General features: G+C 62.5%; 25 protein-coding genes and 1 pseudogene. 16 read left to right on the top strand and 10 right to left on the bottom strand.

Annotated elements, in window-relative coordinates; all coding sequences use genetic code 11:
• Positions 1–36 precede the first annotated feature (36 nt).
• The 8 genes from CH290_RS03245 (at position 37) to CH290_RS03210 (ending at position 5,979) form a co-directional block, all read left to right on the top strand.
• The gene (locus CH290_RS03245; protein WP_080748779.1) at positions 37–1,188 is read left to right on the top strand and encodes an acyl-CoA dehydrogenase family protein; all 1,152 of its coding nucleotides are present in this window, start codon (positions 37–39) and stop codon (positions 1,186–1,188) included.
• A gap of 161 nt (positions 1,189–1,349) precedes the next feature.
• A complete protein-coding gene (locus CH290_RS03240; RefSeq protein WP_020110873.1) occupies positions 1,350–1,757 on the top strand; it encodes a nuclear transport factor 2 family protein in 408 nt (135 codons plus the stop codon).
• Between the two features lie 10 nt (positions 1,758–1,767).
• A complete protein-coding gene (locus tag CH290_RS03235; RefSeq protein WP_020110872.1) occupies positions 1,768–3,324 on the top strand; it encodes a class I adenylate-forming enzyme family protein in 1,557 nt (518 codons plus the stop codon).
• The gene (locus tag CH290_RS03230; RefSeq protein ID WP_019663166.1) at positions 3,321–3,761 is read left to right on the top strand and encodes a hypothetical protein; all 441 of its coding nucleotides are present in this window, start codon (positions 3,321–3,323) and stop codon (positions 3,759–3,761) included. Before CH290_RS03235 ends, CH290_RS03230 begins: the two co-directional genes overlap by 4 nt.
• On the top strand, positions 3,758–4,177 hold the full coding sequence (locus tag CH290_RS03225; protein ID WP_020110871.1) for a MaoC family dehydratase: 420 nt from the start codon (positions 3,758–3,760) through the stop codon (positions 4,175–4,177). The genes CH290_RS03230 and CH290_RS03225 overlap by 4 nt, the downstream gene beginning before the upstream one ends.
• Entirely contained in the window at positions 4,174–5,013 is an 840-nt protein-coding gene (locus tag CH290_RS03220; protein ID WP_033190159.1) for a mycofactocin-coupled SDR family oxidoreductase, read from the top strand. Before CH290_RS03225 ends, CH290_RS03220 begins: the two co-directional genes overlap by 4 nt.
• A 10-nt stretch (positions 5,014–5,023) precedes the next feature.
• On the top strand, positions 5,024–5,479 hold the full coding sequence (locus CH290_RS03215) for a nuclear transport factor 2 family protein (protein ID WP_019663169.1): 456 nt from the start codon (positions 5,024–5,026) through the stop codon (positions 5,477–5,479).
• Complete coding sequence (locus CH290_RS03210; RefSeq protein ID WP_019663170.1) at positions 5,476–5,979, top strand: pyridoxamine 5'-phosphate oxidase family protein; 504 nt, start codon at positions 5,476–5,478, stop codon at positions 5,977–5,979. The genes CH290_RS03215 and CH290_RS03210 overlap by 4 nt, the downstream gene beginning before the upstream one ends.
• On the opposite strand, the gene CH290_RS03205 is transcribed toward CH290_RS03210, so the two are convergent.
• From CH290_RS03205 to CH290_RS03195, 3 genes are all read right to left on the bottom strand, one after another.
• On the bottom strand, positions 5,980–6,495 hold the full coding sequence (locus tag CH290_RS03205; protein ID WP_033190160.1) for a nuclear transport factor 2 family protein: 516 nt from the start codon (positions 6,493–6,495) through the stop codon (positions 5,980–5,982).
• Between the two features lie 72 nt (positions 6,496–6,567).
• The gene (locus tag CH290_RS03200) at positions 6,568–6,981 is read right to left on the bottom strand and encodes a nuclear transport factor 2 family protein (protein ID WP_020110868.1); all 414 of its coding nucleotides are present in this window, start codon (positions 6,979–6,981) and stop codon (positions 6,568–6,570) included.
• A gap of 9 nt (positions 6,982–6,990) precedes the next feature.
• Positions 6,991–8,112: an NDMA-dependent alcohol dehydrogenase gene (locus CH290_RS03195; protein ID WP_020110867.1), complete on the bottom strand. Its 1,122-nt coding sequence runs from the start codon at positions 8,110–8,112 to the stop codon at positions 6,991–6,993.
• A gap of 153 nt (positions 8,113–8,265) precedes the next feature.
• Between CH290_RS03195 and CH290_RS03190 the strand changes: the two genes are divergently transcribed.
• Positions 8,266–8,679, top strand: a complete 414-nt coding sequence (locus CH290_RS03190) for an acyl-CoA thioesterase (RefSeq protein WP_020110866.1) — start codon at positions 8,266–8,268, stop codon at positions 8,677–8,679.
• Positions 8,676–9,944, top strand: a complete 1,269-nt coding sequence (locus CH290_RS03185; protein WP_230621061.1) for an MFS transporter — start codon at positions 8,676–8,678, stop codon at positions 9,942–9,944. The genes CH290_RS03190 and CH290_RS03185 overlap by 4 nt, the downstream gene beginning before the upstream one ends.
• Here CH290_RS03185 and CH290_RS03180 read toward each other — a convergent pair.
• Positions 9,897–10,457 (bottom strand): nuclear transport factor 2 family protein, encoded by a 561-nt coding sequence (locus CH290_RS03180; protein ID WP_033190161.1) that lies wholly within the window; start codon positions 10,455–10,457, stop codon positions 9,897–9,899. The two genes, CH290_RS03185 and CH290_RS03180, sit on opposite strands and share 48 nt — an antisense overlap.
• Positions 10,458–10,566: 109 nt before the next feature.
• On the opposite strand from CH290_RS03180, the gene CH290_RS03175 reads away from it, so the two are divergent.
• Entirely contained in the window at positions 10,567–11,718 is a 1,152-nt protein-coding gene (locus CH290_RS03175; protein ID WP_027498647.1) for an ABC transporter substrate-binding protein, read from the top strand.
• Between the two features lie 4 nt (positions 11,719–11,722).
• On the opposite strand, the gene CH290_RS03170 is transcribed toward CH290_RS03175, so the two are convergent.
• Positions 11,723–12,487: an enoyl-CoA hydratase/isomerase family protein gene (locus CH290_RS03170; RefSeq protein ID WP_020110862.1), complete on the bottom strand. Its 765-nt coding sequence runs from the start codon at positions 12,485–12,487 to the stop codon at positions 11,723–11,725.
• A 166-nt stretch (positions 12,488–12,653) separates the two neighbouring features.
• On the opposite strand from CH290_RS03170, the gene CH290_RS03165 reads away from it, so the two are divergent.
• Entirely contained in the window at positions 12,654–13,391 is a 738-nt protein-coding gene (locus CH290_RS03165; protein ID WP_019663179.1) for a FadR/GntR family transcriptional regulator, read from the top strand.
• 78 nt (positions 13,392–13,469) lie between these two features.
• On the opposite strand, the gene CH290_RS03160 is transcribed toward CH290_RS03165, so the two are convergent.
• The gene (locus tag CH290_RS03160; RefSeq protein WP_019663180.1) at positions 13,470–13,661 is read right to left on the bottom strand and encodes a ferredoxin; all 192 of its coding nucleotides are present in this window, start codon (positions 13,659–13,661) and stop codon (positions 13,470–13,472) included.
• A 162-nt stretch (positions 13,662–13,823) separates the two neighbouring features.
• On the opposite strand from CH290_RS03160, the gene CH290_RS03155 reads away from it, so the two are divergent.
• Genes CH290_RS03155 through CH290_RS03145 form a run of 3 tightly spaced genes read left to right on the top strand, consistent with a single transcriptional unit; the run spans position 13,824 to position 17,751 of the window.
• Positions 13,824–15,101 carry a cytochrome P450 gene (locus CH290_RS03155; RefSeq protein WP_020110861.1) on the top strand — a complete coding sequence of 426 codons (1,278 nt, stop codon included), beginning with the start codon at positions 13,824–13,826 and terminating at the stop codon, positions 15,099–15,101.
• On the top strand, positions 15,101–16,255 hold the full coding sequence (locus CH290_RS03150; RefSeq protein ID WP_020110860.1) for an NAD(P)/FAD-dependent oxidoreductase: 1,155 nt from the start codon (positions 15,101–15,103) through the stop codon (positions 16,253–16,255). Before CH290_RS03155 ends, CH290_RS03150 begins: the two co-directional genes overlap by 1 nt.
• A gap of 32 nt (positions 16,256–16,287) precedes the next feature.
• The gene (locus tag CH290_RS03145) at positions 16,288–17,751 is read left to right on the top strand and encodes an aldehyde dehydrogenase (RefSeq protein ID WP_019663183.1); all 1,464 of its coding nucleotides are present in this window, start codon (positions 16,288–16,290) and stop codon (positions 17,749–17,751) included.
• A gap of 50 nt (positions 17,752–17,801) precedes the next feature.
• Here the strand turns inward: CH290_RS03145 and CH290_RS03140 are convergent, their stop codons facing one another.
• The 3 genes from CH290_RS03140 to CH290_RS03130 are packed head-to-tail and all read right to left on the bottom strand — an operon-like array spanning position 17,802 to position 20,703.
• Entirely contained in the window at positions 17,802–18,686 is an 885-nt protein-coding gene (locus tag CH290_RS03140; RefSeq protein WP_019663184.1) for an SMP-30/gluconolactonase/LRE family protein, read from the bottom strand.
• Positions 18,687–18,712: 26 nt separating this feature from the next.
• Positions 18,713–19,468: an SDR family NAD(P)-dependent oxidoreductase gene (locus CH290_RS03135; RefSeq protein ID WP_020110859.1), complete on the bottom strand. Its 756-nt coding sequence runs from the start codon at positions 19,466–19,468 to the stop codon at positions 18,713–18,715.
• The gene (locus CH290_RS03130) at positions 19,465–20,703 is read right to left on the bottom strand and encodes a cytochrome P450 (RefSeq protein ID WP_020110858.1); all 1,239 of its coding nucleotides are present in this window, start codon (positions 20,701–20,703) and stop codon (positions 19,465–19,467) included. The genes CH290_RS03135 and CH290_RS03130 overlap by 4 nt, the downstream gene beginning before the upstream one ends.
• A gap of 64 nt (positions 20,704–20,767) precedes the next feature.
• Here CH290_RS03130 and CH290_RS03125 point away from each other — a divergent pair, with 64 nt between their 5' ends.
• The gene (locus CH290_RS03125; protein ID WP_027498646.1) at positions 20,768–22,369 is read left to right on the top strand and encodes a flavin-containing monooxygenase; all 1,602 of its coding nucleotides are present in this window, start codon (positions 20,768–20,770) and stop codon (positions 22,367–22,369) included.
• 61 nt (positions 22,370–22,430) lie between these two features.
• Here the strand turns inward: CH290_RS03125 and CH290_RS30635 are convergent.
• Positions 22,431–22,596: pseudogene (locus CH290_RS30635) on the bottom strand (pyridine nucleotide-disulfide oxidoreductase); the annotation flags it as partial.

The following is a 22,596-nucleotide window of genomic DNA, read 5'->3' as shown; positions in this document are numbered from 1 at the left end:
CCTTAGTATGGTAATCATAGATTGACGAATGGAGACATGGTGTCAGAATCAGCGGGACTGTTCGAGCTCCCAAGTAAGTATGTCGAACTCCAGGTAGAAGCGCGGGCGCTTGCAGAGTCTGTCCGCGATATTGCAGAACGGGCCGACGAGTCGGACAGCATCGATGTGGACGTGCGCAAGCGTCTGCAGGCCACTGGTCTCGCAGGGGTGACGGTGCCGAAGCAGTTCGGAGGCCGGTTCGAGAAGGTCGATTCGCTCGCGGTGACCGTCGTACGCGAGCGTCTCGCTGCCGAATGCGCACACCTCGACTCCCTCTTCGCGATGCAGGGCATCGGCAGCTACGGCCTGTCGGTCGGCGGCACGCCCGCGATGCAGGAGCACTGGCTGCCGCGGGTGGCCAACCTCGATGCCATCGCCGCGCTCGGACTCACCGAGCCGCACGTCGGATCGGACCTCAAGGCGCTGACGACGTCGATCGAGGAAGTCGACGGCCAGCTCGTGGTCAACGGGCACAAGTCCTTCATCACCAACGGCGGAGACGCGGACTTCTACAGCATTCTCGGTCGTGAGGGCGACGGGTACTCGTTGGTGCTGATTCCGGCCGATGCAGCGGGAGTCACCACCGAGCGTCCGCATCAGATCATTGCGCCGCACGTGCTCTCCGACGTGATCTTGAACGACGTTCGTGTGCCGCTCGATCATCGCATCGGCGAACCGGGCAAGGGTTTCTCGCTCGTGCTCGCTACGCTCGCCACGTTCCGTGTGTCGGTCGCGGGCGCAGCCGTAGGCCTGGCCGATGCGGCGCTGAAAGAGGCTGTACGCCATGCAAACAATCGTGAACAGTTCGGCGTCAGTCTGTCCAGGCTCGGCTCGGTGCCCGAGCATCTGGCGACGTGCTGGACCGATATCGAGATGGCACGCTCGCTGACGTACCGAGCCGCCGCGGCGTCGGCGCGCGACGCCAGGGCGAATCTGCACCTGTCCTCGATGGCCAAGGTTGCGGCCACCGAGGTGGCCGGCCGAGTGGTCGATCGCGCCGTTCAGGTGATGGGCCGTTACGGCATCACCCGCGGCAGCGTCATCGAACGCTTGTACCGGGAAGCTCGTCCGATGCGGATCTACGAGGGCTCTACCGAAGTGATTCTGGATTCGCTTGCCAAACAATTGATCAAGGGCGATTTGCTGTAGTACCAGCCCGGTGCGCCCGTCCGAGAATGCTCCGTACTCGGGCGGGCACAGGCATGTCCACAATCCTACGCATGTCACGAAATCGCCCTTGACGCAACGTGATTGATGATTATGATTGGCCTTGATGTGACCACCGTCACGACCATCTCGAGGAGCCCGCCATGTCGTCCCGTTCAGGTATCGAGAACACTCTCAGCCGCTATGCGCTCGGCTACGACGATCATCATCCGGAGATGATCGAAGCGTCGTTCACCAAGGATGCCGTTCTGACGATGAAGATCGCCGATGGCGACCTCATCGGGCCGTTCGACGGACTCGACGCGATCATGGAGCTGATGAACGGCTCGGCGCATTCGCAGTCGGATCAGCGCCGCCATCTGACAACGAACATTCTGATCGACGATATCGATGCCACGCACGCGAAAGTCGTTGCCTATCTGGTGATCATCTCGGTGGCCGAAGGGAAACTGACCGTTCTGTCCAGCGGCAAGTACGAGGACGAGTTCACCGAAGTCGACGGAACCTGGTTGATCTCCAAGCGTCACATCGCACTCGACCTCCCGTACTGAAGGCACTGACATGCTGAATCAGGGATTGATCCCCGCGAAGTGGGCTGCGCTGACGCCGAACCGTCAGGCCGTGTTCGACGTCCCGAACGATCGTCGCATCACCTTCTCCGAACTGGACGAACGTGTCCGACGGCTTGCCAACGGACTGCGAGGCTTGGGCCTGAACAAAGGCGATCGCGTCGCAGTCCTGACCCGCAACAGTGTCGAGTTTCAGGAGCTGTACTTCGCTGCCGGACGGGCAGGACTGGTTCTGCAGCCACTGAATTGGCGTCTCGGGATCAAGCAGCTCATCGGATTGATTTCCGATGCGGCGCCGAAAGTGATCATCACCGCCGCGGAATGGTCCGAGACCAAGCGGGAGCTGCAACGCTCGGTGAACGTCGACAACTGGCTCGAGTTCGGCGCCGACTCCGACGGTTCCTACGACGAACTTCTCGCTCGCTCGAGCGCGGCCGAACCCATCTGGACGCCGTCGATCGGCGGCGACGATCCGTTCTTCATCCTCTACACGGGCGGGACCACCGGCGAATCCAAAGGTGCGATCCACACGCACACCAGTGCCGCCAACGGGATGCTCAATCAGACTGTGGCAGAACGCGTCGTGCCCACCGATGTGTACATGCTCACCGGCCAGATGTACCACATTCCCGTTGTTCTCTCGATGAACTACATGAAGCACGGTTGTCCGGTGGTGCTGGTCAACTTCGAAGCGCAGCAAGCACTCGAGATCATCGAGGCCGAGAAGGTCTCTGCATTCCTTGGCATCACCACGATGCTCAACTGGATGATGGCCGTCCCGAACTTCGCGTCCTACGACTTGAGCAGCCTCCGCAACATCCAATACGGTGGCGGGCCCATGCCGTCGACCATCGTGCGTGCGGCACTCGAGTCGTTCCCCTGCACGCTGATTCAGGGATACGGGCAGACCGAGGGCACGACGATGTCATTCCTGTCCCAGGAAGATCACCTCGCCGCGGTCAAGGGTCACGATGTGCATCGTCTGAAGTCCTGCGGCCGCGAAGGTTTCGTCACCACCATTCGCATCGTCGATGCTTTCGGTGAGGAAGTCCCACGGGACGGCAAGACCCCCGGTGAGATCGTCGTCCGATCGGAATCGAACATGATCGGCTACCTCAATCGGCCGGAACTGACCAAGGACACGCTGCGCGACGGATGGATGTGGACCGGCGACATAGCCACCTGGGACGAGGATCGCTACATCTACATTGTCGACCGAGCCAAGGACATGATCATCTCCGGCGGCGAGAACATCTTCAGCGTTCAGGTCGAAGAAGCTATCGGCGCACACCCGTCCGTGCTCGAATGCGCTGTGATCGGTATCCCCGACGACGAATGGGGTGAGGCCGTCAAAGCCGTCGTCGTGCTCAAACCTGGAACGACGGCCACCGAACAGGACATCATCGACGTAGCCAAGAAGAACCTGGCGTCGTACCAGAAGCCGCGGTCGGTGGACTTCGTCTCGGCGCTGCCCAAGGCGCCTACCGGCAAGATCATGAAACGCGACTTGCGGGCACCCTACTGGGAGGCGGCGGGCCGCAGCGTATGACCGAGGACGAACTGACGGCCCTCGTCGGAACCCGAATGCCGGGCGGTACCAGGACGTTGGAGAACTGGTGGGTCACCCTGGTGCTCGACGCCATGGACTGCGCGCCGGACGACGGGGCCTCGCATCCTACGTTCGTGTTCCTCGTCGCTACCGGATCGATGGGCTGGACGTGGAACGAACTGTTCGACGTCTTCGCCGCAACCGAAGCAGACGGTCCGATGTTCGGCGAGACCGATACGACTGTCCGCACCCCGTTGAAGACAGGGGAGTCCTACACGGTCCGTGGCGAAATCGTCTCGGCGGCGCGCAAGACAGGTAAGAAGACAGGAGTGTTCGACATCGTCGGCTACCGCTTGGACGTGCTCGACGCGCAGGCCGAGCTCGTCGCGTCGACGACCAACTCCATCGTCTTCCCGCGCCGAGGGGAGGTCACGTGAGTATCGAAGTGGGTCAGTCTATCCCGGGCCGCATCATCGAGAGCGTCGATCCGGAGAAGATGAAGCTTCTGTCGGCGCTGATGCGTGACCCCAACCCGATTCATTTCGATCGCGCGGCCGTCGCCGAGCTGGGCATGGGTGACAAGACCGTCAACCAAGGCCCGAGCAACATGGCGTACGTGCTGTCGATGCTCGGCCAGTGGGCCGGGGGCTCCGATCGCATCACTCACTATCGATTCCGATTCCTGGGCAACGTGTTCGAGGGCGACAGGCTCGAGGCATCGGGCAGCGTGACGGCGGTGGCCGAAAGGCCCGACGGACTGCAAGTCGACTGTTCACTGTCCCTGACCGTCATGGGCGGCGCCGAGGTCCTTACCGGAACCGGCACCGTACTACTACCGAAGGACTCCGTATGACCGGAAGGCTCGAAGGTAAAGTAGCATTCATCACCGGCGCGGCACGCGGCCAAGGGCGCTCGCATGCAGTCAGATTGGCGCAGGAAGGCGCCGACATCATCGCCGTGGACATCTGCGAGAACATCGATACGGTCACCCCGTTCTACCCACTTGCCACCGAGGATGAACTGGCCGAGACGGCTGCGCAGGTCGAGGCCCTCGATCGTCGCATCTTCGCCCGTCGAGCCGATGTCCGCGACCTCGATCAGTTGCAGGCAGTGTTCGACGAGGGTGTCGCGGAGTTGGGGCGCGTCGACATCGTTGTCGCCAACGCGGGGATCGCGACGTACGGGTTGTCCTGGGAACTGACATCGCAGCAGTGGAAGGACATGATCGACGTCAATCTCACCGGTGTCTTTCACACCGCCAAGGTCGCCATTCCTTCGCTGATCGAAGCCGGAAACGGCGGATCCATCGTGTTCACCAGCTCGATCGGCGGGCTCAAAGGCATTCAGCACGTAGCCCATTACGTTGCTGCGAAGCACGGCATCGTCGGATTGATGCGGACGATGGCCAACGAGCTCGGTCAGTACAAGATTCGCGTCAACACCGTGCATCCCACCAACGTCGACACCATCATGATCCAGAACCCGGGGACGTACTCGATGTTCGCGCCGGGAGATCCGGAGCCGACCCAGGACAAGGCCATGGCTGGGTTCATGTCTCTCAACACCCTGCCGGTGCCGTGGATCGACCCTGTCGATATCAGCAATGCCGTGCTCTATCTCTCCAGTGACGAAGGCAGATACGTCACCGGTGTCACTCTGCCCGTGGATGCGGGCGCATACGTCAAGTGAAAGGACCATCATGACAACATCTCTCGTCGACCAAGACCTCGCCTACCGCGCGCAGACGACGTTGACGGCCTATGCCTGGGCAGCCGACTCCGGTGATCTCGATACACTGCGCGATCTGGCGGTCGAGGACATAGCCGTCACACAGACCACCCAGGAGAAGCGCGGGATAGAGAACTTCCTCGACATCTACCGTGCGTTCGCGGCGTCCGAGACCGAGGTGTCACGCCACGTCGTCACCAACACTCTGGTGACGGTAGAGGACGACGGCGTCCGCATCGACGCCTACTTCGAGGCGACCTTGTTCGACCCAGGCAGCACGTCCCGGATCTTCGGTCGCTACTCCGACTCGTTGGTCGAGGTCGACGGAGATCTCAAGATCAAGCACAAGCGAATCTTCGTCGACAGAGTCATGGCGCTGCCGACGTCGACCGCAGCGTTCGTGCCGTACGGGTCCTCCGACTCGTGAGTCGGGTGGGAATCGACGACAACGAGAATCTTTCGTCGGTGCGCGCATCGATCGAGGGGCGCTCGGAGTTGATCGCGACCCAGACCGAGTGCACCTTCGCGTTCACCACCGAAGCAGGCTGGCCCGCGGGCGTCGTCATGAGTTACCTGTTCACCAGGGACAGGTTCTGGTTGACGGCGGCCGCAGGCCGGGCGCACGTTCGCGCAGCGGTGCGCGACTCTCGCGTGAGCTTGGTGATCTCCAATGCCGGCACGTCGTTGCCGGGCCGCCGGATGGTCTCGATTCGAGGCAGGGCCACTGTGCACGAGGACGCTGCGGTGAAAGCATGGTTCTATCCGGAATTCTCGCGGCATCTCGCGCCAGGAGATCCCGACGCCTTCGCGCGACTGCTGGACAGCCCTGAGCGCGTCGTTCTCGAAGTCGAGCCTGTTCGCATCGCCGTCAGCCACGATTCGACGAAGATGCCCGGTGACGGGCGAGGTGGTCGAACCAGTTCTTGATCAGGGGCGGTAGGTGCTCCAGGTGGGCGCGGACTCGGGATAATCCGCTTCGGCGTACCGAGTTTGCGGCCACCTGATCCGCTTGTTCGTGCGGAAGCTCGCACTCATGGCTTCGAACGGCACCGCATACATGAAGGTGACCTCGCGGTGCTGGAATCGCCACTCACCCTCCAGGACGTATCGGTCCGCGTAGCGAAAAGCAGTCAGCATCAACGTGTCTCGCACGGCGAGTTCGGCGTGTCCGGTCATTCGGCCCGTTGCAGTGGTTGGGCTCTCGACGGTGATGAGGTGAATCTCCGGAGTGTGCAGCATGGTGGTGTAGCGGTCCATGCTGCCGATGTAGAACTCTCGGAGCTCGTCGTGGCCACGCAGCGTACTGCCGGCCACTGCGAATGTGGCGTCGGGCGTGTACATCCCGAGGACCGCATCGATGTCGTGGTCGTCCACCGCCATCGAGTAGGCGCCTGCCAGGTCGCGGATCGCGTCCTTGGCGATCAGTACGTCGAGTCGGTCCATGAGTCTCCTTCCCACGCCCGTCAGCGGCGTGTGTACGCAGCTCTCGCACACACGCCGCTGATCGAGAAGCTGTCAGGCCTCGAACCCCTCCATCTGAGGCGGGGTGAGGGGCGAGATGACGCGGGAGGCGATTTTCCACCCGTCGTCGGTGCGGACGTACGTGTCCTCGTTCAGCGCAATCGCTTTGAACGCCCCACCGCCGTTGGTGTGGCCCTCGGAGAACACGTAGTTGGTACCGTGCGCGGCGGTATCGGAATCGAAGTGCACGATGTGGTTGGTGATGATGTGGAACTGATCCTTCACTTGCTCGGCATCGCGCTCGAAGAAGTCGAGGATTGCCTCGTGCCCTTCGTACTTCGCCAGGCCCACCGGCGTCGCATCCCACACGGCGTCGACGGCGAACGCACTCAGAGCCAGTTTGGGATCGAACTTGTCCAATCCCAACGCGTAGGTATGTGTTGCGGAAATGATCTCACTGACACTCATTCGAGCCTCCTACTCGTCGTACATGATGACGCCGCGGATGTTCTTGCCGTCGCGCATGTCCTGGATGGCCTCGTTGATCTGTTCGAGCTTGTAGGTCTTGGTGACCAGCTCGTCGAGCATGAATTCGCCGCGGCGGTACATGTCGGCGATCAACGGGATGTCGCGGCGGGCCGTCGTGGTTCCGTACAACGTGCCTTGCAGGCGCTTTCCGGACATCGCGAAGGTGAACAGATCGAATGGCACGTCGCGCTGGGTGACCGGGGCCGCAGAGGTGAGCACCAGGGTGCCGCCGCGTCGCGTCATTTCCTGTGCTGGGTTGAGGAGGTGACCGTAGGCGATGTCGACGGTGATGAGCACCTTGTCTGCGCCCTGGCCGTTGGAGAGCGTGTCGACGAGTTCCTTGGCCTGATCCAGGTTTTCGACGGTGTGCGTTGCACCGAAGAGCTTCGCCTGGTCGCGCTTGTACTCGACGGGATCGACGGCGACGATGTTCTTCGCGCCCTTGTGGCGAGCGCCCTGGACGGCGTTCATGCCGACGCCGCCGGTACCGATGACGACGACGGTTTCACCGAGAGCAACCTCGGCCGCGTAGACGGAGGATCCCCAGCCGGTGGGGACACCGCAGCCGATCAACGCAGCCTTGTCGAGGGGAATGTCCTTCCCGATCTTCACGCACGAATCGATGTTGACGACGACGTACGGCGAGAAGGTTCCGAGGAACGAGAAGGGTCCGACGCCCTGACCGCGAGCATGCACGCGATGGGTTCCGTCGGGTGCGAAGCCGGCGAGCACCCCTGCGCCCATCTCGCACATGTTCGAGCGGCCGATGGTGCACATCTGACAGTGCCCGCACGACGGAAGAAACGACAGCACGACGTGGTCGCCGACCTCGAAGCCGGTGACGTCGGGACCGAGCTCCTCGATGACACCTGCACCCTCGTGACCACCGATGATGGGTGCCCAGTCGAGCGGGATGTCGCCGGTGTCGACGTGGTCGTCGCTGTGGCAGATTCCCGAGGCTGCGAGCTTGATGCGCACTTCACGGCTCTTGGGCGGATCGATCTCGATCTCTTCCACACTCCAGCCCGACCGCGTGCCGGGCTCCCAGATCAAGGCTCCGATGGTTTTCACTTCATGCTCCTTCGATGAGACCGAACGATGCTGTCCACGTGCGGCGTTCGATTGATGCGCACCTTTACATGTGACTCCTGTCACCATAACCATGATAATGATTAGTGTAAAGGGTGGGATGTTAGAAAGTGAGTACAGAAAGAGGTGCCGCAGATGGTCGACCATCCGACTAGCCAGACCTTCACACTCGCCTACGGAGACTGCGATGCCATCGGTATCTCGTACTTCGCGATGAACTACCCCTGGATGGAACGCACCTACAGCGTGTGGCTGCATTCCTACGGTCTCGACAGCCACACGATGATGGATGCCATCGGGGTCGGTACGGTCGGATTCGGTTCCGAGTGCACCTATCTCACGTCGTGCCGTGTGTTCGACGAGATCGATTGCGGCATGGAACTCGATCACCTCGGGACCACGTCCTACATCGTCGGATTCCCGTTCACGCGCGTCGGCGAGCGCGTCGCCTACGGCAAGATCAAGTACGCCGTGCGAGGACCCGACGGACTCAAAGCTCCGATTCCCGACGCCCTGCGCGACGCGCTCTCCTCTCTCGGCCGTCCGTGACGGCACAGACCGGAGCCGATATCGCAGGTGTTGCCCACCGGCGGCGAATGCTGGGCGCCGCGACAGCAACAGCGTTTGCTGCACTCGTCGTCGGATCGAACGTGCCCGGGCCGCTGCTTCCGATGTATGCAGACCGGATGGCACTCTCGACGTTCACGGTGTCTGCGCTGTTCGCCACCTATCTCGTGGCATTGGTCGTGACGTTCACCGTGATGGCACGCACGCATCTCACTCGCTATGCGTGGCTGCTGTTGCCGGGGTCCGTGGCCGGCGGGATCGTCGCCGATGTCGCACTGATGATGGGCGGCGATTCCGTCGTCGCACTCTTCGTCGGCAGGTATCTGACCGGCACGTGTGTCGGGGTGGCCACGGGTGCGGCTGCAACCATCGCCGTAGCGGCGCGTGGTGAGAAGGGACGCACCATCGCGGCCTCGGGGGCAATATTCGGGTCGTTCGTCGGTCTGATCCTCGGAGCTGTCACAGCCGAGTACCTTCCGGGCCCGACGACGACTGTCTACGTGATCCACACGGGCCTGCTCGTGACGGTGGTGGCCGTTCTTGTCTTCGCTCTCTATCGCGCGCGAGACATCCTGCGCGCTGCTCTCGTCGAACCTGAATCTGTCGATGCCGAGGCGTTCGACACCGAGCGCGACACCCGCGCTCGCGCCGCGGGTTACGGAATCGGCCTCGCTGGATGGGCGATCGGCGGAATCGCCGTCGGAATCTTGCCGACGGCTGTTCGTGAGCAGACGGAAAGTTCGTCGCTGATCGTCGGCGCCCTCGCACCGGTTGTGTTGCTGTCGATCGCGTGGCTCTCGCCCTTCGTCTTCACCGCTCTACGGACGGCGCTGCGGCCGATCCAGTCGTTGATTCTCATCGCTGCCGGGGCCATCCTGTGCGCGGCCGGGGTGCTCTCGTCGAGCTTGATTCTCGTTCTGGCCGGCTGTGTCTGCTGGGGGCTCGGGCAAGGGTTCGCGTACGCATGCGGGCTCCGGATCTTGACGCGCGGCGCATCTGCCGTCGAGCAGGGGCGTATCGCCTCACGATTCGCCTCGTTCTGTTACGGGTTGACTGCCGTGCTGGCGCTGGTCACCGGTGCGGTGTCGACTGCATGGGGGAGCGCGACGGGGATGGCAACGGCAGGAGTGGTTTTCGTGGTGCTGTGTTCAGTTGTTGCTCTGCTCGGCCACCGCCGATGGGAAGCACCCGCCGAGCCGCTAGGACCAGAACTGCTCCAACCAGGAAGCGTCACCCGCGTGCAGTGACTCCGGCCAGTCCGCCGGCCGCCGATCTCCGTAGGCGCGCATGCTGTTCGGATCACCGAGCCCGTCCGAGTACTCGCTCGTGGGTAGGTAGTACATGTAGGACATCAACCGATCCTGAATCCTCCAGGTGCCGTCGACGCGTCGGTAGAGGTCGCGATATCGCAACGCTGTCACCATGGGTACGTCGTTGCGCACCAACTCCGCATGGCCGACGGCAATCCCGACGGCGCGGTCGTGATCACCGTCGTCGAATCGGATCACATGGCCGTGTGTGACGTGATTCGTCGGCCCGAGCGCGTCGAATCTGCCCTGAAAGACGTCGACGATGGCGTCGATGCCCGACGCCGAGAACACACCGTCGGCGGACCGCATGGTCGCATCGGCGGTGAACAGGGCTCTGATCCCGGCGGCGTTCCGTTCGTCCATGGCGAGGCAGTAGAGAATAGGGAGTTCGCCGATGGCAGTGCGTGATTCGATTCGCTCGAGGCGTGTTTCGACGTCGGAGGTGGGCATCGCGCTGATCTTCTTCCGATTCCGGTATTTCCTGGACAGGACGTCACGGACGACCCATCATGAACTCCATCCATTATATGCGCATGATTACCAGGAAATGAGAGCAACGATGAAAAGGTTTGCTGTCCCGGCGTTGGCCGCGGCTGCGGTACTCGGCATCGCCGGATGTAGCGGCGGAAGCGGCGGAAGCACCGCGTCGGGGGAAATGCCGTCGGAAATCACGCTTTTCTCCGTCACGGACAAGACCGGAACGTTGTCCTATGCCGGGTCCAACCAACTCAAGGGAATCGAGCTGGCGATCGATGAGATCAACGACCAGAAGTACCTGGGGGAGTCGACGGTCAAGCTGGAAAGCCGCGACACCGCAGGAGAAGCGCAGACCGCCGCGAGTCAGGTCACCGAAGCGACCGTAAATCCCAATGTCGCCGCGATCCTCGGCACAGTGACCAGCGCGCAGTCGATCGCCATCGCGCCTCTTGCGCAAGCGGCCAAGGTGCCCATCGTGTTCACCCAGTCCGGCAGCGAAGGCACACTCGTCGGCGAATACACCTACCGTGCAACCGCTCCCATGGCGACCTACTACGACCAGGCGGGTGAGTACCTCCAGCAGGAGGGCGTGAAGACCCTCGGCATTCTGTACAACAGCGCCAACCCGACCTTGACGCAGTTGTCGGAGAAGACCATTCCGGAGATGGCCGACCGGTTCGGCTACACCGTGGCGTCGACGTCCTCGGTGCAGAACACCACCCAGGATTTCACTGCTCCGATCGCGAAGATCCTCGCCGACAACCCCGACGGGATCGCGATCATGATGAACGGCGCCCAGAACGCCACCGCGGTCTCGCAATTGCGTCAAGCCGGTTACGACGGAACTCTGGTCACGCACACTGGTTCCGGTGCAGGTAATCTCACGCCCGCGGGGCCGGCAGGCGCGGGCATGACCTGGCCCACCGATTTCACCTACCACGGCACCAATCCCGCGACGCAGGAGTTCGTCGCCGCCTACCGCGCCAAGTACAACGGCGAGAACCCGAACAACTATGCAGCCGAGGGGTACGACGCTGCGTGGATGATCGCCCACGCCATCGAGAAGTCCGGTGGTGCGTCGCGCGAGGACATCCAGAACGGTTTGCAGCAGGTCGTGGCCGAGGGCTTCACCGGCGCAGAAGGTGACGTCACCTTCGAGGGCAACGACATGCGAGTCAAAGGCGCGGTCGTGCAGTGGAACGGCACCGAGGAAGTTCTGCTGTCCGAGAAGTAGCCGTTCACTCCGGGTCCGGGAAGACGGCCTTCCTCTTCTGAAGGAAGGCCGTCGCACCCTCGATCATGTCAGGGCTGCCGACCGCCTGGTTGAGCATGCCGAGTCCTGTCGAGAACGAGTCGCGTGCTGCGTTCCACCACACGTTGGAGCTGATCTTGGTGATCTCGAGGTAGCGGGGACTCAACGCAGAAATCTCGTCGCACCATCCCCGGACCGTCTCCTCCAGCTTGTCGTCGTCGACCACCTCGTTGACCAGACCCAGATCCAACGCCTGCTGTGCGGAATAGCGTCGGCAGAGCATGGCCATCTCCTTGGCGCGCTTCTCGCCGATCTGAACGCCCATCACGTTGGTGGCTCCGGTGACCGGGGAGCTTCCGACGCGCGGGCCGGTCTGGCCGAAGGTTGCCGAGCGGGCAGCAACAGCCAGGTCGCACGCGACGATCAGCTCGTTCCCACCGCCTGCGGCGGCGCCGTTGACGGCGGCGATCACCGGCCGTGGGCAGTTGCGGATGGAGTCGAACAGACGCAACGAGCCCCGGTACAGCCTGCGCATCTCCTTCGGCGTCGGCTCGCTGAGCTTGGCCAATGACCCGCCCGCGCAGAAGCTGCCTCCCGATCCGGTGATGACGACCGAGCGATAGCCGGAGGCGTCGTCGAGTGCGTCGGCAATCGCGGCCGACATCTCGGGGTCGAATGCATTGCGCCGCTCGGGCCTGTTGAGGCGGATCCAGAGCGTGGCCGGTGTACTTTCGATGATTACGTCAGGCATGAACGTTCCTGTTCGTCGGCGTGGGGGTTGAAGAAGTTGTAAAGCGGGGAACTGCGGTTTTGTGGTCGAAGACCAGCTCGGGCTTTATTGTTATAATCAATCGCCTTGATTTACGGGGCGTCCGCGGGCAGCGTTGTCGTCCGCGCGAAGCTGGGAGGACACACTCATGACCGTGACCAATCGCGCTCCCAAGGCGGCGATGGTGATCGCTCAACAGATCATCCGTGACACGCTGCGCCAGGGCCTCACCGTCGGCAATCTTCTTCCGCCCGAGAAGGCGATGCTCGAGAAGTATCAGATCGGCCGAGGAACGCTGCGTGAGGCGCTTCGCCTGCTCGAGTTTCAGGGAGTCATTGCGCTCAAGCCGGGACCCAAAGGTGGTCCGGTCCTGCTCGACCCCGACGCCTCGCATTTGGCCAGCACCGTCATCCTGCTCATGCAGCTCAAGAACGCGCCGTTCAAGGCCATCGCCGAAGCGCGCGTGGCGATGGAGCCGATGATCAGTAGGTTGGCCGCCGAACGCATCACCGACGAGTCTCTTGGCCAGCTCAACGGCACCATCGAAGCGATGCGCGATTCCCTCGACGATCAGTACATCTTCCTCGAGGCCAACAAGCAGTTCCACGACATCATCGCCTGGTCGTCGGGTAATCCGCTGTTCGGCTACCTCGTGGACTCGCTGCTCGGGATCATGGACGGCACGATCATCGGCATCGACTATCCGGCGCCTCGTCGCGCCGCGATCCTGACAGCTCATCAATCGATCTACGACTCTCTCCTCGCGCACGATCCAGGCCTCTCGCAGGACCGGATGGCGCAGCACATCAACGAGTACGTTCGGTACGCCGAGCGGAAGTTCCCCGACGTCATGGGCTCGGTCATTCAGTGGGATCGGGCTCTGTAACGCTGCTGGTGGCCTGTGCTGGCGGGTATGGTCGGGCCGCCAGGAGAGCGCCCGACCATCCCCGCTGCTGCACTGCGCTCAACCGACAGTGATGGCCCGCTCCGGGCAGCTGTCCGCGCCTGCCCTGGCCTCCCCGAGGTGGTCGGGTTCTTGCCCTTCGGGCAGCACGTAGGCATGTCCGTCCTCGTCGCGCAGGGCGAAGACCTGCGGTGACGTCATTTGGCACAGGCCGTGCCCCTGGCACTGGAACTCGTCGACCGATACGTTCACGACTCCTCCTTCGAAGCGCTCTTTGTTTACAGCCACTCCAGTGACTTGAACTATAAGCTGGTCACCGTTGTGATGTTGACAACATTGTAATCTAGTATAACCATTATCAGAACAAGGCCCGAATGGTTGCGCCAGATTTCGCTTGCAGGAGGAAACACAGACATGACGGAAAGCGGCCGTTGCCCGGTCATCCACTTCGACCACAACTCGCAGGAACACTCCGCTGACCCTGTCGGCTCCTACCGCAAGCTCAGGAACGCGGAGAAGCGCGGTTGGTCCGAAGCGCACGGCGGCTACTGGGTTCTCTCCGATTACGACGCTGTCTTCGACGCGTCTCGCGACGACGACACGTTCTCCTCGGCGCGTAACGAATACGGCGGCGAGGGCTTGTCGGTGGTCATTCCCAAAACGCCCATGCACTTTCACATCCCGATCGAGTTGGATCCGCCGGAGTTTCGTAAGTACCGCAAGATCGTCAACCCCATCACTTCTCCAGCTGCCGTCGAAAAGATGAAGGATCTGGTCGAGCACCACACCACCGCCTTCATCGACAGCGTCATCGAGGCGGGCGAATGCGACTTCACCTCCGTCATCGGCGTTCCGGCCATCGTCACGGTCGACTGGCTCGGCCTCGGCATCGAAGACTGGAAGACCTACGCGGCCGCGCACCACGAGGCTCTCGCTGGGGTACCGGGAACTCCGCACTACGAGCATGCGATGAAAGTCGACTTCCCGTATCTGTCTGCCAAGATGCGCTCGGTCATTGCCGATCGACGCGAGAACCCGACCGACGATGTCATCAGCTATCTCGTGCAGCAGGAGGTCGACGGCCGCGTCCTCGACGACTTCGAGGTGTTCGCGATGGTCGAGCTGTTGGTCGCGGGCGGCACGGGAACGACGGCCTCACTGGTCAGCCAGACCCTCGTCTGGCTTGCCGACCATACCGACGTACGGAAGCGGCTCATCGACGACCCGTCGCTCATGGACCACGCCGTCGAAGAATTCCTCCGGTTCTTCTCGCCGACGCAGGCGCTCGCCCGCACGGTCACCGACGACGTCGAATTCAAGGGATGCCCGATGAAGAAGGGCGACCGTGTGCTTCTGTCCTGGGCGTCGGCGAACCGCGACGAAGAGCTGTTCGAGAACCCCGACGAGATCGACATCGACCGCTGGCCCAACCGCCACACCGCATTCGGAATCGGGGTGCATCGATGCTCCGGTTCGCACCTCGGTCGTCTGATGGCCAAGACGCTGTTGACGCAGATCCTCGACCGTATGCCGGATTACACGATCGAGCGCGACAAGCTGGAGCGTTACCCGCACCAGGGCACCAACATGGGCTGGCAGCGGATTCCGGCGCACTTCACACCCGGAAAACGAATCCTGGCCGACGGCGAGGCGCTCGCCGCCGCCACCGCACCCGCAGCCCCGATGTACTGATGAAAGTTGTCATCGTCGGGGGCGGTCTCGCCGGAGCACGGTCCTGTGAAACGTTGCGTGCGCGCGGTTTCGAAGGGGAGATCGTGCTTCTTGCTGCCGAGAAGCACCTACCGTACGACCGTCCCCCTCTCACCAAGGCTGCGTTGAAGGGCGAGCTGAACACACAGTTGCGCACCGACTACGACGACTTGAACGTCGATGTCCGTATCGGTAGCGCCGCAACAGGACTCGACACTTCGGCCAGGCAGGTCCACACAGCAGGCGGGCCGATCGAGTACGACGCCTTGATCATTGCGACGGGCGCCGCACCCATCCGCGTGCCTGGTAGCGATCGGCAGACGGCCGTGCGCACCGTCGACGATTCCCATGCGCTCCGCGAGAAGCTCGTTCCCGGAGCGAAAATCGTTCTCGTCGGCGCAAGTTGGATCGGCGCGGAGGTCGCGACGGCGGCTCTTGCTGCCGGCGCCGAGGTAACCTGCATCGAGTATGGTCCCGCGCCGCTCGGGAATGCACTGGGTGAGGAAGTCGGCAAGCGATTCGTCGACTGGTGGTCGGAGGTGGACCTGCGTCTCGGGGTCGGCGTTCGCGAAGTCACCGACACCGGCGTCACGCTGACCACCGGCGAGGAGATTCCAGCCGATGTCGTCGTCGCCGGAGTCGGCGTCAGGCCGGATGTGGCGTGGTTGGAAGGATCGGGACTCGACATCGATCGCGGGGTCGTCGTCGACGAGAACCTGCGAACGTCCGATCCCCACGTATTCGCAGTCGGTGACGTCGCGGTGCGCTGGTCTCCACGTTCGAGCACGTCTTTGCTCGTCGAGCATTGGGACGACGCAAGAACCGGTCCCGACGCGATCGCCCAGACCCTGACGGGCGGCGAACCCGTCGCTCACGATCCGGTCCCGTACTTCTGGAGTGATCAATTCGGTCACAAGCTCCAGTACGTCGGTCACCACGCAGCCACCGACACAGTCGTCGTTCGTGACGGCGTGGACGGGAGATGGGCAGCGGCGTGGATCGACGACACAGGGCTGCTCACAGCACATCTCAGTATCGACACGCCAAAGCTCATGATCGGCGCACGCGCTGCTATTTCCGCAGGCGCACGGCCCGATGCAACGGCGCTTCGCGATATCGACCGACCGCTCAGCTAAATCCGTTCGGCAACAACAGGAGTGATGTACCGATGACCGCTACAGTCCCCACCGCCACGACCCTGAAGAGCTACGACAAACTGTTCATCGGTGGAAAGTGGGTGGAGCCGTCCAGCGACAAGGTGATCGACGTCGTCTCCCCGATCACCGAGGAACTGCTCGCGACGGTCCCCGAAGCGCAGCCCGCCGACATCGACAAGGCCGTCGCTGCCGCACGGAAAGCGTTCGACGAAGGCCCATGGCCGCGTCTCACCGCCGCCGAACGGGCGAAGTACCTCATCCGCATCCAAGAAGAGGTGGAGAAACGATTCGACGCCATGGCAACCGCGTTCACCGCCGAGATCGGCGCACCCGCGGGCGCGAGCGTCGCATTCCACAACAACGCCCTCAAGATGTGGGGTGACGCCTCCACCCTCCACGAACGATTCGAATTCGAGGAAGAGCGCAGCTGGCCCGAAGGCCACGGCAAACTCGTCCGCGAGCCGATCGGCGTCGTTGCAACGATCATCCCGTGGAACGGCCCGGTCGCCACGGCCTCGCTGAAGATCGCGCCTGCTCTCGCTGCCGGTTGTACGGTCGTGCTCAAGCCTGCACCCGAAGGTCCGGTCAGTACCATGCTGCTCGCCGAGGCACTCGAAGCAGCAGGTCTGCCCGAGGGCGTCATCTCGCTGCTACCGGGCGGCCGCGAGACCGGCGAGTACCTGGTGCGGCACAAAGACGTCGACAAGATTTCGTTCACCGGATCGACCATCGCCGGACGAAAGATCATGAGCATCTGCGGCGAGCGCATCGCACGGGTCACCCTGGAACTGGGTGGAAAGTCTGCCGGCATCATCGCCGACGACATCGCTCTCGACAAGGTGTTCCCCGGCCTTGCGTTCGCAGGTATCGGCCACAGCGGGCAGGTCTGCGCTGCCATCACCCGCATCGTCGTCCCGCGTCACCGTCAGGACGAGGTGGTGGAGACCATCAAGACGATCTTCGAGTCGGTGTCCGTCGGCGACCCACGTGAGGACAGCACCGTCATCGGACCACTCGCCGCCGAGCGACAGCGCACCCGCGTGCTCGACTACATCGAGGTCGGCAAGGCCGAAGGTGCCAGGCTCGTGACCGGTGGTGGACGCCCGGCCGGACTGGACAAGGGCTGGTACGTCGAGCCGACGCTGTTCGCCGACGTCACCAACGACATGCGCATTGCGCAGGAGGAAATCTTCGGTCCGGTCGTCGTGGTGATCCCGTTCGACGATGTCGAGGAGGCCGTCGCCATCGCCAACGATTCCGATTACGGACTCTCCGGAGCCGTCTACGCCGAGGACGCCGCGCTCGCGGAAAGCGTTGCCCGACGCGTCCGCACCGGACAGATCTCGATCAACGGCTGGGACATGTGCGTCACGCAGCCGTTCGGTGGATACAAGCAGTCCGGTTTGGGGCGCGAAGGCAATGTCGAAGGCTTGAGTTCGTTCCTCGAGACCAAGCTGATTCAGTTCGCGAACTAGCCTGCCCCACGAAAAGGGCCCCTCTCTCGAGAGGGGCCCTTTTCTCAGGATTACGCCGGTACGTCGACTCTGACCGAAAGTAGGCTCGCATCTCGGGTGTCCTGGCGTGCATGCTCCGAGGAGGACGGTGCAGCACACGCGAACAGCGTCCGTCCGTCCTGCCCGCCGAGCATGCAGGCGAAAACACCTGTCGGGAAGACTTTCTCTTCGACGATCTCCCCGCCTTCCATGACACGAATCAACTTCTGATGGAGGGCATCGGCAACCCAGATTGCACCTTCGGAGTCGAGCCCGATGCCGTCCGGTGCGACCTGTGCTGCGCGCATCGCGTCCTTGACCGTGGTGCGGGGAACCTCGGCGCCGAACGCCGCCCAGGTGCGCCGGTTCGACAAGCCACCATCGTCGGCGATGTCGAAGGCGGTCAACCGGTTGCCCATGGACTCGGCGACGACCAGGGTTCGGTCCTTCGTGATGACGGATCCGTTGGGGAACAGCAGATCTCCGGCCGCGATGTCGGCGTCTCCATTGGGAGCCACATGGATGAGTACTGCAGATTCGACGTACGACCTGCTGCGAAACTCGAATCCGAACGTGCTGATGTAGGCATGCCCGCGTTCGTCGACGACCATGTCGTTCAACTTGCCGGTGGCAAGGTGGGCCACGTCGGCGTGGGTGACGAGGCTGCCATCGTTCTCGCGTCGTAGCACGAGCCCATCGACCATCGAGACGATCAGCAGACGGCCGTCGGGTAGCCAGCCGAGACCGGAGGGGCGGTCGGTCAGGGTCGCCTCGACGCGAACATCACCCTCGTCACCGATCGAAAGTACCTCGTGAGCATAGAGATCCGAGATCCAGATTCGTCCGTCGTGCCAGCGCGGGCATTCCAGGAATGCCCGGTCGGTGACGATGGTGCTGATGTCGGTAGTGCTGGTCATTGTTCCAATCCTTTTCGTGTCGATCTCTATGGTGTCAAGAATCCGCCGTCGACGGCGATGGTTTGTCCGGTGACGAACGAGGCTGCGTCCGAGCACAGCCACAGTGAGGTTCGAGCGACCTCGTCCGGGGCTCCGAGCCGGCCCAGCGGCGTGCGAGTCTTGGTGTCGGACTCAGCGGTTTCCCCGCGTCGTGCGCGCGCCTGCCGCAGCATCGGAGTGTCGATCGGACCAGGACAGACCGTGTTGACGCGGATTCCGGCAGAGGCGTACTCGAGTGCCGCGGTGTTGCTCAGGCCAACTACGGCGTGCTTGGTTGCGGTGTACCCTGGTGAACCTGCCAGCGCTCGAAGCGATCTGACCGAACCGATATTGACGATGGAACCACCGCGATCGGCGTCGAGCATTGCTCTGATCTGGAACTTCATGCACAGCAGGACCGAGGTGAGATTGACCGTCAGCATTCGGGCGAACTCGGCCTCGTCGACATCGACGATGCAATGACGATCGGGAGCGATGGCTGCATTGTTGACGGCGAAATCGAGGCGGCCGAAGCTGCTGATGGTGGCGTCGACCATATTGTGAATCTGCCCGGAGTCGGCGACGTCTACCTGTACGAACTCGGCTCGTGCACCGAGTGCTTCGATCTCGGCAACCGTAGTCTTCCCAGCAGTCTCATCGAGGTCGGCGGCGACGACATCTGCGCCTTCCCTCGCGAAGGCGAGGGCCGTTGCGTTGCCCATCCCGGCGCCTGCACCGGTGACCAGTGCGGTTCTACCCTTCACGCGGATACCGAGCGACGAACGCCTGGCGTGAACGTTGCTGGGAGCGAACGGAAGCCCACGTTGACGCCCTGCCTGATGTAGCGCTGCATCTTGGACTCGTCGATGGCGAAGTCCGGCATCCGTTCGAGGATCTGGCCGATGAGTGAACGCGCCATGGCCCGGCCGAGATGGGAACCGGCGCAACGATGTACTCCCACCCCGAAGGCCGTGTGACGGTTGGGCCAGCGCTCGATGTCCAGCTCGTCGGGATTCTCGAAGCCGGCGGCCTCGTCGCGGTTCGCCGACGCCCAGGACAACAGAACTCGGTCGCCCTCACGCATCGGGCATCCCTTGAACTCGATGTCCTGAGTGACGGTACGGGCCAGGGCCTGAGTGGGCGAGAAGTACCGAAGAAACTCCTCGACCGCATGGTCCAGCAGGGATGGATCGTCGATCAGCTTCTGCCGAGCGTCGTGATGTTGATGCAGCCAGACGAGAGCCTGGCTGACCAACGATGCGGTCGTTCCGACACCGCCGGAGATGAGCAACTCGACGATGGAGAAGACCTCGTCGTCGGTGATGGGACGGTCGTCGATCGACTGCTGAACGAGGAAGCTGATGGCGTCGTCGGTCGGGTTCTCGCGGCGAGCTGCGATGATCTCTCGCATCTGCGCGGAACACGCAGGAAGGTCCACCTCCACTGCCTGCTTGAACTCCGCGCTGTCCTGGGGAGATGCAAGAGTTGCTCGGTGCGCGGAGGAGTACCGGCGCCACTCGTCGGTGGGGATACCAAGCCAGTCGATCGTGACGATCGACGGCACCCCGATGATGTCCGAGAAGTCGCACTCGCCCGCTTCGATCACTTCGTCGATGAACCAGGTCGTGTAGTGCGCGATCATGTCCGTCATCCGGCCGACGGCCGCGGGCGCGGTGATCAGATTGACGATCTTTCGATACTTCCGGAACTCCGGCGGATCGAGCTCGATCGGGATGTGCTGATGCATAGGGGTCTTGGGGATGACCACCGACAGTCCGTCGCCACCGGAGGGGGTTCTGCGCGAGGTGAAGATGTCGTCGTCGCGAGCGGCCTCGAAGACTGCGTCGTATCCGGCGAGAACCCAGTAGCCTCCGTTGGCCTCACTCCATGCGACGTCGTGCTTGGATCGAAACTCTCGGTACGAGCCGATCGGGTCTGCGGAGTGCTCGGGTGAATTGTGATCGAAATGGGCTATTGGGCAACGTGACTGATCTGCCATGGGTGCTCCCTCCGCGTGATTGTGACCGTTGACACAACCAGGCTACCCCAATACCGTGCTAATCATGCGCACTAATAGAGAAGATTCGTTCGACGCGGTGATCGTCGGAGCAGGGTTCTCCGGCCTCTACCTGCTGTGGAAGCTCAGAGGCCAAGGCCTGAACGTCCATCTCTTCGAAGCGGGCGAGGACGTAGGAGGAACGTGGTTCTGGAACCGGTATCCAGGTGCGCGATGCGACGTCGAGAGCGTCGACTACTCGTTCTCGTTCGATGAAGAATTACAGCAGGAGTGGCGATGGAAGGAGCGCTACCCTGCGCAACCCGAGATCCTCGAATACCTACAGCACGTTGCAGATCGATTCGATCTCCGACGCGACATCTCGCTGCACACGCGAGTGCAGTCGTCGCAGTACGACGAGGACACGCGGACCTGGGCGGTACACGCCGACGGGGCTGAGGTCACGACGCAATTTCTGATCATGGCAACTGGGTGTCTGTCGGTTCCTCAGACGCCGAACATTGCTGGGCTTGAAAGCTTTGCGGGCAAGACCTACCACACTGGAGACTGGCCCAAGGAGGGGGTCGATTTCACCGACAAGCGCGTCGCGGTGATCGGCACGGGGTCGTCGGGCATTCAGCTCATTCCCGAGGTCGCGAAGGTAGCCGAACACCTGACCGTGCTGCAACGTACGGCGAGTTTCTCGGTGCCGGCGCTCAACGGGCCACTCGACCCCGAGTTCGAGCGCGAGGTGAAGGCGAACTATCCCGAGCGTAGGCGTCGGGCGCGGGCGTCGTCGGCCGGTGTCGAGCGCGGAGACAACGAGCAGAACGCGCTGGATGTGGCCCACGAAGATCGAGTGAAAGAGTTCGACGGGCGATGGGGCAAGGGTGGCTTTGCTTTACTGGGTGCATATCAGGATCTGATGCTGACCGACGAGGCGAACGACACGGTCGCCGACTACGTTCGCGACAAGATCCGGGCGACGGTCGAGGATCCCGATACTGCCGAATCGTTGATCCCGCGGGGATACCCGCTCGGCGCCAAGCGGATCTGCGTCGACACGAACTATTTCGAAACGTACAACCGAGACAATGTCACCCTGGTGGACCTACGGAAATCTCCACTGGAATCGATCACTCCCACGGGAGCGCGTACCGGAGATGCGGACCATGAGTTCGACGTACTCTGCCTCGCAACCGGATTCGACGCCATGACCGGTGCTCTCGACCGCATCGATATCACCGGCGTCGGCGGCGAGAGGCTGAAGAACAAGTGGCAGCACGGACCGACCACTTACCTGGGGCTCGGCGTCGCAGGCTTCCCCAACCTGCTTCTCATCGCGGGATCGGGCAGTCCGTCCGTGTTGGCCAACATGGTCACCGCCATCGAGCAACACGTCGAATGGACAGCGGAACTACTGGGGTACATGAGCTCTCACGGATACGACACCATCGAGCCCACCCCTGAGGCCGAGGAAGGCTGGGTGGCGCACGTCAACGAGATGGCGTCGTACACGGTGTTTCCAAAGGCCGCCTCGTGGTACATGGGTGCCAACATTCCGGGCAAACCGCAAATTTTCATGCCGTACGTCGGAGGGTGTGTCGAATACGAGAAGAAGTGCAACGAGGTCGCCGAGAAAGGCTACTCAGGGTTCGTTCTTCGTTGATGTGCCCGTGAGTGGCTCTACACAAGTGCTGTGCAGAACTACCCACGGGAACGCAACGTGCTCATTCCTTCGACGCGGCGACCATCTCTTCACGTTCGACGACTTTGACGCGTTCGCGGCCTTCGGGTTCGCCGAGGGAGCGTTCGTGGGCGTCGAGGCGGTACCAGCCGTCCCAGGTGGTGAAGGGAACCTTCTTGTCTTCGAGGAACGTGGTGACCGCGTCGAGA

This window comes from Rhodococcus sp. 06-156-4 (assembly GCF_002259345.1).
Lineage (GTDB): Bacteria > Actinomycetota > Actinomycetes > Mycobacteriales > Mycobacteriaceae > Rhodococcoides > Rhodococcoides fascians_E.
This window is presented reverse-complemented; position numbering and strand designations above follow the sequence as displayed.

Coding starts and splice junctions, on each gene's coding strand:
- CH290_RS03240 (WP_020110873.1), top strand. CDS start 1,350: ATGTCGTCCCGTTCAGGTATCGAGAACACTCTCAGCCGCTATGCGCTC.
- CH290_RS03220 (WP_033190159.1), top strand. CDS start 4,174: ATGACCGGAAGGCTCGAAGGTAAAGTAGCATTCATCACCGGCGCGGCA.
- CH290_RS03125 (WP_027498646.1), top strand. CDS start 20,768: ATGCGCACTAATAGAGAAGATTCGTTCGACGCGGTGATCGTCGGAGCA.
- CH290_RS03230 (WP_019663166.1), top strand. CDS start 3,321: ATGACCGAGGACGAACTGACGGCCCTCGTCGGAACCCGAATGCCGGGC.
- CH290_RS03130 (WP_020110858.1), bottom strand. CDS start 20,703: ATGGCAGATCAGTCACGTTGCCCAATAGCCCATTTCGATCACAATTCA.
- CH290_RS03190 (WP_020110866.1), top strand. CDS start 8,266: ATGGTCGACCATCCGACTAGCCAGACCTTCACACTCGCCTACGGAGAC.
- CH290_RS03145 (WP_019663183.1), top strand. CDS start 16,288: ATGACCGCTACAGTCCCCACCGCCACGACCCTGAAGAGCTACGACAAA.
- CH290_RS03205 (WP_033190160.1), bottom strand. CDS start 6,495: ATGGACCGACTCGACGTACTGATCGCCAAGGACGCGATCCGCGACCTG.
- CH290_RS03150 (WP_020110860.1), top strand. CDS start 15,101: ATGAAAGTTGTCATCGTCGGGGGCGGTCTCGCCGGAGCACGGTCCTGT.
- CH290_RS03155 (WP_020110861.1), top strand. CDS start 13,824: ATGACGGAAAGCGGCCGTTGCCCGGTCATCCACTTCGACCACAACTCG.
- CH290_RS03140 (WP_019663184.1), bottom strand. CDS start 18,686: ATGACCAGCACTACCGACATCAGCACCATCGTCACCGACCGGGCATTC.
- CH290_RS03165 (WP_019663179.1), top strand. CDS start 12,654: ATGACCGTGACCAATCGCGCTCCCAAGGCGGCGATGGTGATCGCTCAA.
- CH290_RS03235 (WP_020110872.1), top strand. CDS start 1,768: ATGCTGAATCAGGGATTGATCCCCGCGAAGTGGGCTGCGCTGACGCCG.
- CH290_RS03170 (WP_020110862.1), bottom strand. CDS start 12,487: ATGCCTGACGTAATCATCGAAAGTACACCGGCCACGCTCTGGATCCGC.
- CH290_RS03175 (WP_027498647.1), top strand. CDS start 10,567: ATGAAAAGGTTTGCTGTCCCGGCGTTGGCCGCGGCTGCGGTACTCGGC.
- CH290_RS03180 (WP_033190161.1), bottom strand. CDS start 10,457: ATGCCCACCTCCGACGTCGAAACACGCCTCGAGCGAATCGAATCACGC.
- CH290_RS03245 (WP_080748779.1), top strand. CDS start 37: ATGGTGTCAGAATCAGCGGGACTGTTCGAGCTCCCAAGTAAGTATGTC.
- CH290_RS03200 (WP_020110868.1), bottom strand. CDS start 6,981: ATGAGTGTCAGTGAGATCATTTCCGCAACACATACCTACGCGTTGGGA.
- CH290_RS03215 (WP_019663169.1), top strand. CDS start 5,024: ATGACAACATCTCTCGTCGACCAAGACCTCGCCTACCGCGCGCAGACG.